This is a genomic window from Clostridium yunnanense (assembly GCF_016595795.1).
In the GTDB taxonomy this organism is placed as follows: Bacteria; Bacillota; Clostridia; order Clostridiales; family Clostridiaceae; genus Clostridium_AR; species Clostridium_AR yunnanense.
Genome location: NZ_JAENHN010000037.1, coordinates 169,926 through 187,124, shown reverse-complemented (window position 1 = coordinate 187,124; position 17,199 = coordinate 169,926). Strand labels below are relative to the sequence as shown.

General features: G+C 29.8%; 14 protein-coding genes. 13 read left to right on the top strand and 1 reads right to left on the bottom strand.

The features are described 5' to 3' along the window. Positions 1-86 precede the first annotated feature (86 nt). The 9 genes from JHL18_RS12235 to JHL18_RS12195 all read left to right on the top strand — a co-directional run bounded on the left by JHL18_RS12235 (position 87) and on the right by JHL18_RS12195 (position 11,988). Positions 87-284, top strand: coding sequence for an alpha/beta-type small acid-soluble spore protein (locus JHL18_RS12235; RefSeq protein ID WP_183278684.1), 198 nt, complete (start codon positions 87-89; stop codon positions 282-284). A gap of 278 nt (positions 285-562) precedes the next feature. Continuing rightward, the gene (locus JHL18_RS12230; RefSeq protein ID WP_200269541.1) at positions 563-781 is read left to right on the top strand and encodes a hypothetical protein; all 219 of its coding nucleotides are present in this window, start codon (positions 563-565) and stop codon (positions 779-781) included. A 103-nt stretch (positions 782-884) separates the two neighbouring features. Beyond that, positions 885-2,024 carry a metallophosphoesterase family protein gene (locus tag JHL18_RS12225; protein WP_200269539.1) on the top strand — a complete coding sequence of 380 codons (1,140 nt, stop codon included), beginning with the start codon at positions 885-887 and terminating at the stop codon, positions 2,022-2,024. Then, positions 2,014-4,791 (top strand): ATP-binding protein, encoded by a 2,778-nt coding sequence (locus JHL18_RS12220; RefSeq protein WP_200269537.1) that lies wholly within the window; start codon positions 2,014-2,016, stop codon positions 4,789-4,791. The genes JHL18_RS12225 and JHL18_RS12220 overlap by 11 nt, the downstream gene beginning before the upstream one ends. A 117-nt stretch (positions 4,792-4,908) precedes the next feature. After that, positions 4,909-5,790, top strand: a complete 882-nt coding sequence (locus tag JHL18_RS12215) for a metal ABC transporter solute-binding protein, Zn/Mn family (protein ID WP_420839226.1) — start codon at positions 4,909-4,911, stop codon at positions 5,788-5,790. Positions 5,791-6,482: 692 nt separating this feature from the next. After that, positions 6,483-8,273, top strand: a complete 1,791-nt coding sequence (locus tag JHL18_RS12210; protein ID WP_200269533.1) for a MutS family DNA mismatch repair protein — start codon at positions 6,483-6,485, stop codon at positions 8,271-8,273. A gap of 182 nt (positions 8,274-8,455) precedes the next feature. Next, positions 8,456-9,412, top strand: coding sequence for a M28 family peptidase (locus JHL18_RS12205; RefSeq protein WP_200269530.1), 957 nt, complete (start codon positions 8,456-8,458; stop codon positions 9,410-9,412). 94 nt (positions 9,413-9,506) lie between these two features. After that, positions 9,507-10,940 carry a transcriptional repressor LexA gene (gene lexA, locus JHL18_RS12200; RefSeq protein ID WP_200269528.1) on the top strand — a complete coding sequence of 478 codons (1,434 nt, stop codon included), beginning with the start codon at positions 9,507-9,509 and terminating at the stop codon, positions 10,938-10,940. A 148-nt stretch (positions 10,941-11,088) separates the two neighbouring features. Further along, positions 11,089-11,988, top strand: a complete 900-nt coding sequence (locus JHL18_RS12195) for a 3'-5' exonuclease (RefSeq protein ID WP_200269526.1) — start codon at positions 11,089-11,091, stop codon at positions 11,986-11,988. Between the two features lie 120 nt (positions 11,989-12,108). On the opposite strand, the gene JHL18_RS12190 is transcribed toward JHL18_RS12195, so the two are convergent. After that, positions 12,109-12,570, bottom strand: a complete 462-nt coding sequence (locus JHL18_RS12190) for a hypothetical protein (protein WP_200269524.1) — start codon at positions 12,568-12,570, stop codon at positions 12,109-12,111. 224 nt (positions 12,571-12,794) lie between these two features. On the opposite strand from JHL18_RS12190, the gene JHL18_RS12185 reads away from it, so the two are divergent. The 4 genes from JHL18_RS12185 (at position 12,795) to JHL18_RS12170 (ending at position 17,117) form a co-directional block, all read left to right on the top strand. Then, positions 12,795-13,208, top strand: coding sequence for a CBS domain-containing protein (locus JHL18_RS12185; protein WP_200269522.1), 414 nt, complete (start codon positions 12,795-12,797; stop codon positions 13,206-13,208). A gap of 264 nt (positions 13,209-13,472) precedes the next feature. Next, positions 13,473-14,234, top strand: a complete 762-nt coding sequence (yaaA, locus tag JHL18_RS12180) for a peroxide stress protein YaaA (protein ID WP_200269520.1) — start codon at positions 13,473-13,475, stop codon at positions 14,232-14,234. 164 nt (positions 14,235-14,398) lie between these two features. Further along, on the top strand, positions 14,399-14,668 hold the full coding sequence (locus tag JHL18_RS12175) for a metal-sensing transcriptional repressor (protein WP_183278672.1): 270 nt from the start codon (positions 14,399-14,401) through the stop codon (positions 14,666-14,668). A gap of 10 nt (positions 14,669-14,678) precedes the next feature. Next, positions 14,679-17,117 (top strand): heavy metal translocating P-type ATPase, encoded by a 2,439-nt coding sequence (locus JHL18_RS12170; RefSeq protein WP_200269518.1) that lies wholly within the window; start codon positions 14,679-14,681, stop codon positions 17,115-17,117. Positions 17,118-17,199 lie beyond the last annotated feature (82 nt).

Below are 17,199 nucleotides of genomic sequence, written 5' to 3'. Positions count from 1 at the left end.
ATTGCTGTAAAGCAAAAAATTTAAATTTTAATTTAGGATATTACGATGCAAAGGAAGCCATCTCAAAACCAAAGGAGGAATGTTATATGTCAAGATCAAGAACATTAGTTCCAGAGGCGAAACAAGGATTATCTAAGTTTAAATTTGAAGTAGCAAGAGAACTAGGGGTTCCATTAGGTGATTATAATGGAGATCTAACATCAAAACAATGTGGTTCCGTAGGTGGAGAAATGGTAAAAAGAATGGTAGAGGAATTCGAGGGACACATGACAACTAATCACTAGTCATAGTGGAACGCATTTGGTAGGTTGAATCTTAATTATGTAATCTGACCATTAAGGGAGGAGTTACTATGAGTAATGATGTACCGCCAGATAGTATATTCTAATACCGGGGCACAAGAAATTGTGCCCTTTTATTCTTTAAAAAATTAGAGATTTTTTTCAGTAATTCTTCTTAAATTAAATAATGATATACTCTTAAGTTTGCATGTTTTTAATAGAAGTTTTTGATAACATAATTTCTTTGCAATTGAAAGATGCTTTATAAGGAGGAATAAGTCATGAATTGGAAAAAAGGTATAGTTACTTTTGATGATGGTTCAAGTTATGATGGAGAATTTTTAATAAATGAAGAAGGACAGATTTACAACATAAAAGTATTTAAAGATGGTAAAGCGATAAAAGAAGTTGATGCAGAGGAATTTGCTAGTAGTTTAGGTAAAAGTGTAGAGGACGTTTATCCATACAAAGCAACTTTTGGTCAGAATATATATAAATAGTGAAGTTATGTGTAAAAAGAGGCTTAGCCTCTTTTTTTTGATTTATTTTTATGCTAAAATGAGAACAAAAGTTCGTTGTGTAAAATAGCAAATGGAGGATACTATGGATAAAATAAAAATATTGCACTGTAGCGATTTGCATTTTGATACTCCCTTTACAGAGTTATCTACTGATATAGCTGAGCAAAGAAAGGAAGAGCTTCAAGATACATTCGGTTCCATAATTGAATTGGCAAGCAATGAGAAGGTGGATGCTATTTTATTAGCAGGTGATATTTTTGATAATTTACGTGTGAGAAAGAGCACCTTGGATTTATTGAGAAAGAAGCTTGAAAGTATTCCTAAAATAGAAGTATTTATAGCGCCTGGAAATCATGATCCTAATAATGATAGATCTTTTTATAGCATGATAAACTGGCCGAGTAATGTTCATATATTTGGAGCTGGTTTTACAAGGTATAAGCTAAAAGAAAAGAACGTTGTTGTATATGGAGCTGGCTTTACAGGTAATTATGTGAAAAGGTCTATGCTAAGAGATTTTAAGCCTAATAATGATGATGAAGGTCTAATAAAGTTAATGGTACTTCATGGAGAAGTAGAGAATGGAAATAATTTAAATGAATACAATCCAATAACTGTTGAAGATATAGAAAACTCATCTATGAATTATATAGCTTTAGGACATAGACATCAATTTTCTCAAATAAAAAGAGCTGGTAATACCTTATATGCTTACTGTGGGTGTCCAGAAGGTAGGGGCTTTGATGAGTTAGGAGAAAAGGGAATTATATTAGGAGAAGTAGGACAGAATTTCAATAACCTTAAATTTATTCCAACTAACAAGAGAACTTATTTGGTTATGTCTGTTAATATAAGTGATGCAATGAATTATGATGATATCAAAGAAAAAATATTGAAAATAACAAGCGAAGAAAGCAGAAACAAAAACTTGTATAAAATCATATTAACAGGAGAAATTCATGAGGAATTTAATATAGATGTAGAGCTAATGCTCAATAAATTAGTAGAACATTTCTATTTTATTAAGTTAGAAGATTCAACAAAAATAAAAATGGATATAGCTGAAGTTATTGAAGAACATTCTGTAAAAGGTATATTTGCAAAGAAGATACTGGAAAAAATAGACCAATGTACAGAGGATGAGAGAGCTATATATGAATTAGCATTGAAGATTGGTATACAAAGTCTTTCTGAAGGAGAGATTAGACTAAATGATAATTAAGAAGATAGATATCAAGAGTTTTGGAAAATTAAGAAATAAAGAAATCAACTTTACTGAAGGGGTTAACATAGTATATGGTCATAATGAGTCAGGAAAAAGTACTATCCAAACATTTATAAAAGCATGCTTTTATGGAATGAATAGTAAGAGAGTAAAGGATGTAAGAGAAAATGAAAGACTCAGATATCTCAATTTTAATGACAATAAAGCAGAAGGCGAAATTCATTTTGAATATAATAACGATAACTATATAATAAGAAGAACTTTTGGAAGTACAAAGAAAGAAGATACGATACAAACTATTGATTGTATAACAGGTGAAGAAATTCCATCTCTTAACATAGATAATGTAGGAAAAAATATATTTGACGTTAATTCTGCAGCATTCGAAAACACTCTTTTCATTAAACAATTAAGCGCTGAAGTGAAAAATTCAAAGGAAGATGATATCTTACATAAAATATCTAATTCATTTCAAACGGGTAACGAAAATATATCTTATCAAAAAGCAAAAGATACGCTAGATCAGTATAAAAAATCACTGGTAACCCAAAGAAAAGGCGGCAAACTTGATTTGCTTAAGGTAAGATTTGATACTTTACTTGATGAGAGAAATAATGCTATAAGATTAGCAGAGGCAAATTTGAATAACGAAAAAAATTACCTGGAAGTCAAAGCTATGAGGGATGAACTTGAAATCACTATTAAAAAGCTTGAAATCTATAAAAAACATTTGAAAAGGTTAAAGCTAAAAGAAGAATATGGTGAGATAACGGATTATCTAAGGAAGAGTCAGGAATTAAAAAAGAGAAAAGAAGAATATGAATACAATTTAATTTCTAACAATGGTGTAATTGATTATTATTTTTTAGATGGGCTACAGGAAGACGTAACAGGCTTATTTAATCTTTTAGATATAAATAATCAAAGAAAAGAAGAAGAAAAACAACTTCTTGAAGAACTTGAAGAAAAGAATAACTATTTAAGTATATATGAGAACTTTGGAGAGCTTGATTTAAATATTGATGAGAAGCTTATAAAAGTTTCAATAGAGCAGAAGCTTATAGAAGAGAAGATATCTATGATATTGGATACAAATGAAGAGATAGATAAAATAGAGTATGAAATAAAACAAAAGATAAATAACTTAAGAGATTATAAAACTATAAGTGAGCACAGAGAAGAAATAAATAGGTTGCTTCTTAATTATGAAGAAGATTTGAAGGAAATTAAGTTTTTAATCGATAGAAACTCAAAAACAAAAGTGGAAAAAAAACAAATTGAAAGATTAAAAGTTAAAAATAGAGCTATCAGCTCCGTATCATTAATATTAAGCATATGTGCTGTGTTTTCAGTTTTTGCAGCGTTAACAAGCCTTTTGCCACTAAATATTGGTGTTGTAATAGCTTTTATATTATTCATAATTAGTGGAATTATGTTTATGGCATCTAGCAGGAATAAATATTATATTGAGCAAGGCTTAATTAATTTAGAAGAACAGAGTACAATAAGTACTTTGACTGATTCATTTAAGCAATATGAAGAACAATTAAACAAGTATTTTAATATTACAGGAAGTACTGATCACATAAGTTTTAAAAAGTATTTGAATACCTTTGATACTTGTAATAATCAAATAGAAATTCTTAAAGCAAGGATTGGTGAAAAGAGAAATAGCATTAAGACTATGAACCTCTATGAACTAGAAGATAGTGCAATTAGAAATGAGAAAATTATTAATTCAGTTCTATCAATTACAAATAGTAGAGATATAGAAGAGTTTGTTAAGAATATAAAGCAGTATAGAATTATTAATCAGGAAAAGGAGGAAATAGATAATAGAATAGTGTCTATAAGAAAAAACCTTGATTATCTTCAAAACGATATAAAGTTAAAGAAAGATACAATTTATAGTAAGTTGAAAACTCTTGGATTAGAACATTTAGATATTGAAGATATTCCTGAACAGATAAAAAATATGAGATACAAGCTTCAACAGCGTGAAGAGATAATGGTGAGACTAAATTCAATTGAAGAAACTTATAAGTTACTTTTAAAAGATAGAGATATACAAGCTATAGAAGAGGAAGTTAAAGAAATAATTAACGAAACTAATGAATTTTCATATGAAAATGAGGATGAGATAGAAAATGATATACGTTCAAAACAACAGGAACTTCTCAATATAGAAAAAGAGATGAAGGATATAGAGTATAGCATAAAAAATATATTCCTAACAACAAGAAGACTTGATGTAATTGAGGAAGACATAGAATCAGTTAAGGAACAGATAAAAGAAGGTGAAAAGACTGTAAGGGCAATCGAAGTAGCTCAGGCTATTATGGATGAATCTTTTAAAGAGATACAAAAGAGTTTCGGACCAGTATTAAATGAGAAAGTTACAGCTATCTTAAGTAAAATCACTATGGGAAAGTATTCAGATGTTAAAATAAATGAAACCTTTGAAATCACCATTAAACAGAGTAGTGATGGAAGATATATAAAGGCTGAATACTTAAGTAATGGCGCTTGGGATCAAGCTTATATCTCTTTGAGGCTCGCTTTAATCGATATGATATTTGAAAATAAAAACGTGCCTATAATTTTAGATGATGCGTTTGTACAGTATGATGATGAAAGACTTGAGAATATACTTAATTATTTATATGAAATATCTGATATGAGACAAATAATTATATTTACTTGTCAAAAAAGAGAATTAAATATAGCTTGTAATAGGGATGGAGTAAATACAATAAGTATTTAATTTGAAATTTTTATGTATTTTAAAACCTAATATTGACAATACTTTTTAAAGATTGTATACTTTAAATCGTAATGCAAATCATTTGCAAAAAGGAGTGTCGATATGAATCTTAGAAGGTTGGGTTTAAGGATAGCAACTGTACTTTCATCTCTAGTACTAGTTATTAGTTTTGTAGGATGTACTAAAAGCGCAGTGAAAACCGATAGCGATAAACTAAAAGTTACTGTTTCAATAAATCCTTTAAAAGAATTTGCGGAAGCTATAGGTAAAGACAAGATAGATGTAAATGTAATGGTTCCAGAAGGTATGGAGCCACATGATTTTGAACCTAAGAGTAAGGATCTTGTAGAACTAAACAAAGCAAGTATATTTGTTTATAACGGCTTCGGCATGGAAGAATGGTTAGATAAAGTTGAAGATACCATAGAAGATAAAAATAAAATTCAGTTAATTGATAGTTCAAAAGGTATAGAACAAATAAAAACTGATGGGAAAGTTGATCCACACATATGGTTAAGTTTAAAAAATGCAGAAACTCAGTCTTATAACATAAAGGAAGCTTTAGTGAAAGCGGATAGTAAAAATAAAGACTTTTATGAGAAGAACTACAAGGAATTCACTGATAAACTTGAAAAACTTTATGGCGATAATAAAATAAAATTCAATGAGCTGAAGACTAAGGATTTTGTTACTGGTCATGAGGCATTTGGATATCTATGCAGAGATTTTGGTCTTACGCAAATGAGCGTAGAAGATGTATTTGCAGAAGGAGAAATAACTCCACAAAAACTAAAAGATCTTGTAGAGTTCTGTAAAGCTAATAATATAAAGACAATCTTTTCAGAGCAATTAGCAAGTCCTAAAGTGTCACAGACATTGGCCAATGAAGTAGGAGCTAAAATTGAAACAATTTACACTATAGAAAGTAAAGAAGACAATAAAGATTACTATGAAAGTATGAAAGATAATTTAGATAAGATATACAATAGTTTAAAATAGTAAAGATATTGTTAAAGCGTCGTGTTGAAATTAAGTGGTTATTCATCCGATGCTTTAATGAGCTTACGCAAAGAGCATCCCTGCATAACCACTTAATTTCAATAGTATTCTTAAAAATAGATAATAATAAAAATATAACATAGATGTATCATTATAAAATAGTTAAATTTATATTTTGCCGTAGCTATTTAAAAATAATTAGTAGGCGAAAGTAGTTTAATTATGAAATGATGCATCTTTATATTTATATATATAAATTATAGGTTAGATTAATTTCAAGACGGTACTTTATGAGCGTTAAATTATAAAAGTATGATACATCTATAGATTGTTAACTTCTAATCTTAAAGATTGTTTTTATTCTTTAGAAAATTATATCTCAATTATATCTGTGGATTAAGATGTACCACTTCGATCCGAAACCCATTTTCAAAACTCCTCTGGGTTCTGAGAGGAGCTTTGAAAATAAAAATTTTATTACGAAGTGGTACATCCATAATTATGTGAACAGACTTAAGACATAGTATAAGTCAAAGAATAAAAAAAGAATATGTCGCCTGTAAGATTCTTCACGTACGTTCAGAAAAGGCAGATGCGCAAAAAAATTCAATAAAAAAATCGATTTATCGAATTTTTTATTACAGAATATGTTAAAATCATATATAGTGTAAACATATTTTAGGAGGTGTCGGATGGATAAGAGTTTTTATGAGAATAGGAAAAGTGAAGGTGAAAAAGTATATAAAGAAATTGCTAATAAATGCAATTTAGTAAGTTTTTTAAGGCTTGCTACTTTTATGGTTTTTATAGCTGTATGTTTTTTTATATATTATATGGGAAAAAACTATTTAATATATGGTGTTGTGATTATATCAGTAGTTCTTTTTATATACTTTGTATATTTGCATTCAAAGAAGTTAGAGGAAAAGATTAGAAGAGAAAAGTATATTGAGATAAATGAAGAAGCAATACAAAGAATAGATGGTGGATGGAAGAAGTTTCAAGATACTGGATCGGAATTTTTGGATATAAAACATCCATTTGTTAATGACCTAGATATATTTGGTGAACACTCATTATTCCAATGGGTAAACACAACAAAAACTTCTTATGGTAGAAAGAAACTGGCTTCATTATTATCATTAAATGAACTTCCAAGTAAAGAAGAGATTTATGAGAGACAGCAGGCTGTAAAGGAGCTAGGAAAAAATATAGATTTTAGACAAAAGCTTCAGGTTGAAGGAAGTCTTAAAGATTCGGCACTAGGCGATACAGAGAATTTTATACAATGGTGTAAAGGTAAAAATGAAAATATTTTAGGTAGTTTTATGAAGATTGCAATGATTTTACTTCCAGTAGTCTTTCTATCTGTAACATTTTTGTACTTTTTCACTGACTATATAATATCAATATTTCCTGTATCTATAGGTATTCTCAACTTCTTAGTATTAAAGCTTGGCACTAAAGAAAGAAATGAAGCCTTAGACATAGTTTATGAGCTTAAGAGCAGTATATATACTTATTTTAATATGATTAAGATAGTAGAGGATGAAAGTTTTGATTCAAATAAGCTAACAAAAATCAAGTCGATGCTTATTAACGATCAGTACAATTTTATTCATGAAATGAAAGAGTTAAATTCCATTGCTAACAAGATTGCAGACAGAAAAAACATGATATATATAATAGTAAATGTAGCCTTACTTTGGGATTATCATCTACTAACAAGACTAGAATATTGGAGAAGAAAAAATAGTTCAAGATTGGAGCAGTGGCTTGAAGCATTAGGAGAAATTGAAACTCTATGCTCAATAGCTAATATAAGCGGAGATAACCCAAATTGGACTTATGGAGAGATAACTGAGGATTTATCACTTGAAGGAGAAAATGTCAGTCATCCATTAATAGGGGAAAGAGCTATAGCTAACAGTTTTTCGCTTAATAATAACAATAGGATTATGTTGGTTACTGGATCAAATATGTCTGGTAAGAGTACATTCCTTAGAACTATAGGTATAAATACTATTTTCACATATATAGGAGCTCCGGTTAACGGTACTGCATATAAGTGTCCAATACTTAATATATATACCTGTATGAGAATAGGAGATAATCTAGAGGAGAACATATCTTCATTCTATGCAGAAATATTGAGAATAAAGAGTCTTATAAATGCTACTGATAATGGCGAAAGAGTGTTGTTTATGTTAGATGAGATTTTCAGAGGAACAAATTCAAAGGATAGGCATACAGGGGCTGAAATTTTAATTAATCAGCTTAGTGAAAAAACTGCTATAGGGCTTGTATCTACACATGATTTAGAGTTATGTGATTTAGAAGAGAACAATAAGAAAGTGATAAATTATAATTTTAGAGAACACTATGAAAACAATGAAATTAAATTTGATTATAAGCTAAGAAAAGGAAAATCTACTACTAGAAATGCTATTTATCTTATGAAGATGGCTGGAATCAATATCTAGATATTGACAGTAGCATTAGGGTAGAGTAAAATTATACCGATAAAACTCCAAAATGTTATATTTATTTTATTTTGAATAAAACATACACTTTGGGGTTTTGTTATTTAAATAGATTACTTTATATTGAAATGTAAGTTAGATTATAAAGTAGTATATTAATAAAATAATGAATATGGTGGATTATGAAGAGAAAAATAAATTGGGTAGTTGTTTTAGTTTTGTTATTGTTTGCATTGGCCTCCACAACTTATGGATGGAAAAGCTCACCGAAGGTTATTGTTAATGGAGATGAAAATGTGGCTGAAACCTTAAAGGATAATGTAAATGTATTCTGTAAGGATATAGGCCCAAGAGATTATAACAACTATGATAATCTAGAAAAGAGTAAGCAGTACATAATAAGTAAATTTAAAACAATGGGATACAACATAGGTATACAAGACTATCAAATTGGTGATAAAACATTTTCTAATATTATTGCTACAAAAGATTGTTTAAATAAGAATAAGGATAGTAAGACTGTTATAATAGGGGCTCACTATGATTCAGCTTTAGGTTCAGCAGATGGTGGAGCGTCTGGAATATCAGCTTTGATTACATTAGCTGATTTGTACAAGAATACTAATTCCTATCATAATGTAAGATTTGTAGCCTTTGTAAATGGAGAAAAAGTATTTGCAAAAACTGACCAAATGGGTAGTAAAATATATGCAGATTATATAAAACAACAAAATGAAAATATTGAAGGTGTAATAGTGTTAGATTCAATAGGTTATTACTCAGATAAGCCTCTATCACAAAGATATCCTTTTATAGGGCCTTCAATGCCTAATAAGGCTAATTTCTTAACAGTAGTAGGGAATTCTAATTCAAAAGATTTAGCTAGGAATGTTACAAATTACTTTAATGACAGTTCAGGGCTTCCAGTTAAAAATATAAACCAGGATTTTTTAATTGGTTATGGAATAAAGGACAGCTATTCATTTTCAGAGAACGGATTTAAAACAGTTTTATTTACGGATACTTCTATATATAGATTTGAACACATAAATAGAGAAGATGATACGGTACAAGCTATAGATTTTAAATATATGAGTGAGATTGTAAAAAATCTAAAGGAGTATTTAATAAGTTACTAAAATAGTATATAATTAATACATTACATTAAATTATATTGAATAAAATTTTGAGTTCAATATAATTTTTTTCTTTTATATGTACGGAGGTAAACAAATGAATTTTGAGGGAAATCAGAATAGATACATAAATTCTAAGCATCTCGGTGTACAAGTGGTAAAAGGTTATTTACATACAGGAAAAACTTCAGCAGCCTTGCATAGGACTATAAATCTGAAAAATAATTATTGCTTATACAATAGTGATAAGATCGCTTTTATAACTACCAATAATAACAATAAAATGCTTGTTCAGTCTTTTTATGAAGAGACAGTTAAAAAGAATAAACCTAGCAGTATTACCTTATTTTCGCTTATAGAAAAGGATGTTGAATTTTTTTCTTTAGATGAATTAATTGATTTGTACTTCGAATTATATGTTGAAGGTAATGGAGTTAATAATTTTAAAGATATAACAGAATCAGATAAGCTTTTAATATTAAGAGAAGTTTTAGAAGCTAATGAGCATAGTATAAATAAAATTAGAACAGTAAAAAACAGTTCTATATATTTTATACTTGACGAGATACAATGGATAAAGGCAAGTATGCTATCAAAGGAAGAGTATGCTGAGATTAACAGAAAAGGAAGAGTGAAAGCTGTAAGAAAAAATTCTTCGGCGAGAGAATTGCTTTATAGCCTGAATCTACAGTATCAAAGTAAAATGAAAGAACTATATTTCATTGATAAATATGATAAGACTAAGTATGCAAAGTCTATGGTTGAAAAGGATAATAACAAATACATACATATACTTCTAGATAATTGTGAAAATTTAACTAGAGGAGAGCTTAATTTTATTAAGGCTTTATATGCTAAGAAAGACTATTCATCATTTACATATCTTATAAATACAATTGAAAGTTCAGAAAGATACGCATGGCTTAAAAATGGAATAAAGTTAAACTACATGAATGAGTTTGATACATTCAAGAATTATAGATTTGCTTGTAGCTCGGTGGAAAAAATAGATAATTACTCACTAGAAAGATTTACGTATATTAACTTAAAACATAAGAGTGTGCATACATTTATGATAGATGGAGCATCTAGTAGTAATGAAGTAATAATTGATTATAGTGATAAGCAAGAAGTTATTAAGGAAGAAGAACTTGTTGAAGTACCTATGTATAGCGATATTGCTGCTGGTGAACCTATACCAATGAACGGAGAACAGGAAAGTAATTTTTATATTCCATACAATTGGATTAGAGGAAAGAAAGACAACTTCATACTTCATGTAAAAGGTGATAGTATGAAAAATGCTAATATTAACGATGGAGATTTTGTTGTTATAAGAAGACAACAATCTGCAAATCACAATGATATAGTAGCAGCAGAGATAGAAGGTAGCGCTACACTAAAGAGACTGAATTTGAAAGATAAAATTCCATACCTTATGCCTGAAAATCCAAAGTATCAACCTATTTCCCTTGAAAATAGAGATGCATCTATTTTAGGCATTGCAATTGGAGTTATAAAGCAAATATAAATCAGACCTGTGGTCTGATTTTTTTTCTTTTAATTGAGAAGAGAAATACTAAAGCTACATATTTTTTTATCAAAGAAGTAAATAAAAGTGAAATAAATAACTATTTATGGCATAATTATAATAAGAGATATGATGAGGGGATGAGGCAATGGGGTATGTTATACTAGATTTAGAATTTAATAATCTTAAAAATATAACTAAATATTATCCTGATTTTTATAGTCTTTATGAACAATTTAAAGAACCTAAGTTAGAAAATGAGATAATTGAGGTTGGAGCAGTAAAGCTTGATAAAATGATGAATTGCATAAGCCAATTTAAAACATACGTAAAGCCAAGTGCTTTAAATGTACTAAACCCTAAGATTACTGAAATTACGGGAATAACTGATGAGAATTTAAGGCTAGGAATAACCTTTAGTGAAGCAATGGACAAACTTAAGAAATTCGTGGATGATGATTCAATAATATGCTCTTGGGCTAAGGATGATATAGCTGAAATATTTAGAAATGCATTTTATCACAATTATAATGATGTAAGTTGGTTAAAAGAATATCTAGATATACAAGAATATGTAACTAAAATTCTTGGACATAAAAAAGCATTAAGCTTAAAAAACGCTTTAGAGGAATTAAAGATAAAAGTGGATGAAAGTAAACTACATGATGCATTAAATGATGCAGTGTATACATCAGAAGTATTTAAAAGACTTTTTAATAATAGGATAGTCAAAAGTTATATAGTTAAAGATGTTTATAATATGCCTGCAATTATGATAAAAGATCTTCAAAACTATAAGATAGATATTTCGAAATTAGATTATAAGTGCCCAAAGTGTAAAACTAATATAACTGTGGAAAGGCCCTTGAAACTTTTTAATTGGAGGTTTATGGGCATTGGTAAATGTCCAAAGTGTAATACAAAAGTTTTACAAGAGGTTATTGTTAAAAAGACCATAAGTGGGGATGAGGTTTATAATAATGTTAATAGTGTATTAAATGATATTGAATATACTGATTATTATTATAAGTTTGAAAAGGCAAACTAAATTTTAAGTTTGCCTTTTCTAGTGTCAAAGGTAATTGGCCACTTAGCAAGAAGTTAATATGTACTTAAGATTTTAGAAATAATTTCATGTAATAATAGATTAATGCTCTTATTTACTCTTTTAGTTATATTTGAATGCAAAAGTACATGTTATAGTTTGATTATCGGTTATCACATAAAGACCTATCTTACTAATATTTGGGTTTAGTATATATCCCTTATAATCTTCAATTAGTGATTGAGTTAGCATTGTATTGTTGATAGAATATTGATTAGTCAATCGCTGCTTGTAAATGCAATATTTTATATCAGAGCTAGTCTGATATATATATAAATCATTTTCATAGGGTTTGAAGTTATTAAGATAAATCTGTGCTGAATTGCTAAGTTCGCTATCTATAGAAAACTGAGCTAAAGAATAATATGATCTAAGTGTATTTATATGATCTAAACACTTAGTTTTGTAAAGATCTATGTAGCTACTTTGCTCAGAATGATATGGTTTTGTATCAGCCATGCATGAATCGCAAAGTATGCTTAGAGATACAATAAGTGAAAAATAGAAACATAAAAACTTTTTCATAAAATCACTCCTATACTTATTGTTCCATTTTAGGAATAAAATATACTGACAGTAGCTTTATTAATTTGTAGTGTTTTGGAAATAATTAATTTGATATAAATTAATAGTAATATTTATATTATTGATAAAGTGTAAATTAATATAAATGTAATAACATTTGCATAATAGATATGTTAAAATGATTAAGAGAGAGTCATAAAAATTTTGTTTGGGAAGGGTAACATATGAATATTGCATTTTTTCTAACACCTAAAAATGAAGTTATTTACGAGAACACCGATGCAACCATGAGACAGGTAATGGAAAGAATGGAGCATCATGGATATACAGCAATTCCTCTTATTGATAGAAACGGAAAGTATGTTGGAACTCTTACAGAAGGAGATCTTCTGTGGAAGCTAAAGAATACTCCAGATCTAAATTTCAAAAATACCAATGCAGTGAAGGTTAAGGAGATATATAGAAGAGTTAACCATAAGAGTGTATCAATAAATTCAGATATAGAGAGTATAATTTCCTTATCTATTTCACAAAACTTTGTTCCAGTGGTAGATGATAATGGTACGTTTATAGGAATAATCAAAAGAAGTGACATAATAAACTATTGTTATAATACATTAAAAAGCACAATTGCATAAATTAGTTTAATTTTATATTAAGTTACTTAGAAGCTATCTATAAAGATAGCTTTTTTTATTTTGGTGTTGTTAAAGCATCGTGCTGAAATTAATTGGGTAAATGTCTGATTTTGTTAAGGTGTGATAATTATTATCATTTAATCTAATTTATGTTATAATTATAAGAGCAATAATTTATTAGTTACGTCTAAGGATAGTAAATATCATAGAGATATAAAAAGGAAATGTGTAAAAGATTGATTAAGATGGATATGAGGTGAAGAGATGCTGATGATAATATCTCCAGCAAAAACACTGGATTTTAGTAATAAAAATCAAGAATTAAGACTAAATAGACCGAAGTTTTTAAAATATTCAAACATACTGATAGATGAGTTAAGAAAGAATTCTCCAGATGATATTAGTAGATTGATGAAAATTAATTTATCACTGGCAGAAATGAATCATACTAGATATTTGCAATGGACGAAAGAAAAAAGCGATATAGACAAGCATGCGGTTCTAGCTTTTAAAGGAGAGGTATATAGAGGATTGATGGCAGGAGATATGTCAGTAGAGCAATTAGAGTTTGCTGACAAACACTTAAGAATACTATCTGGTCTATATGGGATACTTAAGCCTCTGGATGGAATAAAACCTTATAGACTAGAGATGGGCACAAAGTTAAAGCAGGGTATTCATAAAAATCTTTATAGTTTTTGGGGAGATAAGATAGCAGAGGATATCAATGGCGAGCTTGATAAGCATAGTAAGAGATTTTTGATAAACTTAGCTTCAGAAGAATACTATAAAGCAGTTAAGGAATATATTAATCACCCCGTAATAAATATAACATTTAAAGATAGAAAAAGAGGGGTTTATAAGATAATACCTATATATGCAAAGAGGGCAAGAGGCCTTATGGCTAGATATGTGATAGAAAATAAAATTGATACTGTGGATCAATTAAAAGAGTTTGATATGGATGACTACACATACTCAGAATACATGTCCTCAGAAAAAAACTTAGTGTTCTTAAGAGGATAGTCTATATAAAAGATACAAACAATTAAAATCAGAATAAAGATTCTATTAAAGCTAGAGATCTTTGTTCTGATAGATTTAATTATTAACAGTGTATTGACAAAAGCAAATTGAAGGAATATTATATAATCATAACACCCCCCATAGGGGGTGGGTGGAGGTGCGATATGAACGAGGAAAAGAAGAAGGCTCTTCAAGCTTTGAAAACCTGCAAAGGACAGATTGAAGGCATTATAAAAATGATTGAAGAAGACAGATATTGTATAGATATATCTAACCAAATGATAGCTGCTCAGGGACTTCTTAAGAGAGCAAATAAATTAGTTTTAAAGCAGCATATGACACTATGTGTTAAAGCTGCAATAAAAAGAGAATATGATGCAGAAGAAAAAATAGACGAGGTTTTGGGAATATTAGATAAATTGATGGATAAGTAAGGAGGTAATTATGACTAATAAAACTTTAAAAATAGAAGGTATGACATGTGCGGCCTGTGTTAGAAGAGTAGAGAGAGTAGTAGCTAAATTAGAGGGAGTTAATGATGCATCGGTAAACTTAGCTACGGAAACGCTTAAGGTTTCTTTTGAAGAAGATAAGTTATCTCTAAATGATATTGAAGCAGCTGTCGATAAAGCTGGATATAAAGCTATTTCTACAGTAAAATCTGCTAAGGTTAAAGTTGAAGGTATGACTTGCGCTGCATGTGTGAGCAGAGTAGAAAGATTTGTAAGAAAAGTTTCTGGAGTAGAAAAAGCCGAGGTTAACTTAGCAACAGAGACTTTGACTGTGGCTTTTGACTCAGAGGTTATAAGACTTTCTGATATAAAAAAAGCAGTTGAGAAAGCTGGATATAAGGCTGTGGAAGATGAAAAAGAAGATGAGCACAGAGATAGGAAGATGCAAGAAATTCAATCTATGAAAAGAAGGCTCGTAATTTCAGTAGTATTTACAGTTCCGTTACTATTGATAGCTATGGGACATATGCTTGGGATGCCACTTCCTGTATTCATAGATCCTCATCATCATCCACTTAGCTTCGGGATAGTTCAGTTGATACTGGCTACAATAGTTATTGTAACAGGAATAAAATCCTTTAAGGTAGGCTTTAAAAATCTTATACAGCTTAGTCCAAATATGGATACGCTTATAGCTGTTGGAACATCTGCAGCATATATTTATGGGTTGTTTGCAATATATAAGATAATCCAAGGGTATATGGAGTATACTATGGATTTATATTTTGAATCTGCCGGTACAATCTTGACTTTAATAACCTTAGGTAAATACTTAGAGGCCATAACTAAAGGAAAAACTTCAGAAGCAATAAAGAAACTAATGGGACTAACACCTAAGACTGCTACTATTTTGAAAGATGGAGTTGAAAAAGTTCTATCTATAGAGGAGGTAGAGGTTGGAGACGTAATTATAGTTAAGCCTGGAGAAAAACTTCCTGTGGATGGAAGCATAGTAGAAGGACTTACTTCTATAGATGAATCAATGCTTACTGGAGAAAGCATACCTGTAGAGAAGACTATAGGTGATAGTGTATATGGTGCAAGTATTAATAAAAACGGAATGATAAAATACAAAGCTACAAAAGTTGGAAAGGATACTGCACTAGCTCAGATTATAAAACTTGTTGAAGATGCTCAAGGATCTAAGGCCCCAATAGCTAAAATGGCTGATATAATATCAGGATATTTTGTTCCGGTAGTTATAGGCTTAGCACTGATTGCTAGTATTACATGGGCGATTCTTGGTGAAGGAACCATATTCTCGCTTACTATATTTATCTCGGTTTTAGTTATTGCATGCCCTTGTGCATTAGGACTTGCTACTCCTACAGCTATAATGGTTGGAACAGGTAAGGGAGCAGAATACGGTGTGCTTATAAAAAGCGGAGAGGCTTTAGAAACAAGCTATAAGATAAATACTGTTGTATTTGATAAAACAGGAACTATAACAGAAGGAAAGCCAAAGGTTACTGATATAGTAACAGTCAATATAGAAGAAGATCAGTTATTAACCTATGCTGCTTCTGCAGAGAAAGGTTCAGAGCATCCTTTAGGAGAGGCAATAATAACAGAGGCTGAAGGTAGAAGTCTTGAATTCAAGGCGATTGAAAGCTTTAAAGCTATACCTGGAAAAGGTATAAGAGTAACCATTGATGGAAAATCAATACTACTTGGAAATAAGAAGTTATTTAATGATGAAAATATAGATATTGATGTATTAGAAGAAAATGCAAATGTACTTTCTGAGCAAGGAAAAACCCCTATGTTTTTATCAATAGACGGACAAATATCTGGTATTGTTGCTGTAGCTGATACTGTTAAATCCAATAGTAAAGATGCCGTAAAGGCATTACACAAGATGGGAATTGAAGTAGTAATGCTAACAGGTGATAATAAAAATACCGCTGAAGCCATTGCGAGAGAAGTTGGAATAGATAGAGTTGTAGCAGAAGTAATGCCTGAAGATAAATCAAATAAGATAAAAGAAATTCAAGGTGAAGGTAGAAAGGTTGCAATGGTTGGTGATGGAATAAATGACGCTCCTGCACTAGCAGCTGCGGATGTTGGTATTGCAATTGGTTCTGGTACAGATGTAGCTATAGAATCAGCAGATGTAGTTTTAATGAGAAGTGATATTTTAGATGTTATAACTGCTATAGATTTAAGTAAGAAGACTATAAGAAATATAAAGCAAAATCTTTTCTGGGCTTTTGGGTACAATACCTTAGGGATACCGGTAGCTATGGGGATTTTATATGCCTTTGGAGGTCCACTTCTAAATCCTATGTTAGCAGCCTTTGCAATGAGTTTTAGTTCCGTTTCAGTACTTTTAAATGCATTGAGACTTAAAGGGTTTAAGCCAATGATTTAGTAAATTAATTTGCTAGAGAGAAGCTGCGAAGAATACTTTTCTCTAGCAAGATTTCAAAAACAATATATTTATATAAAAGGAG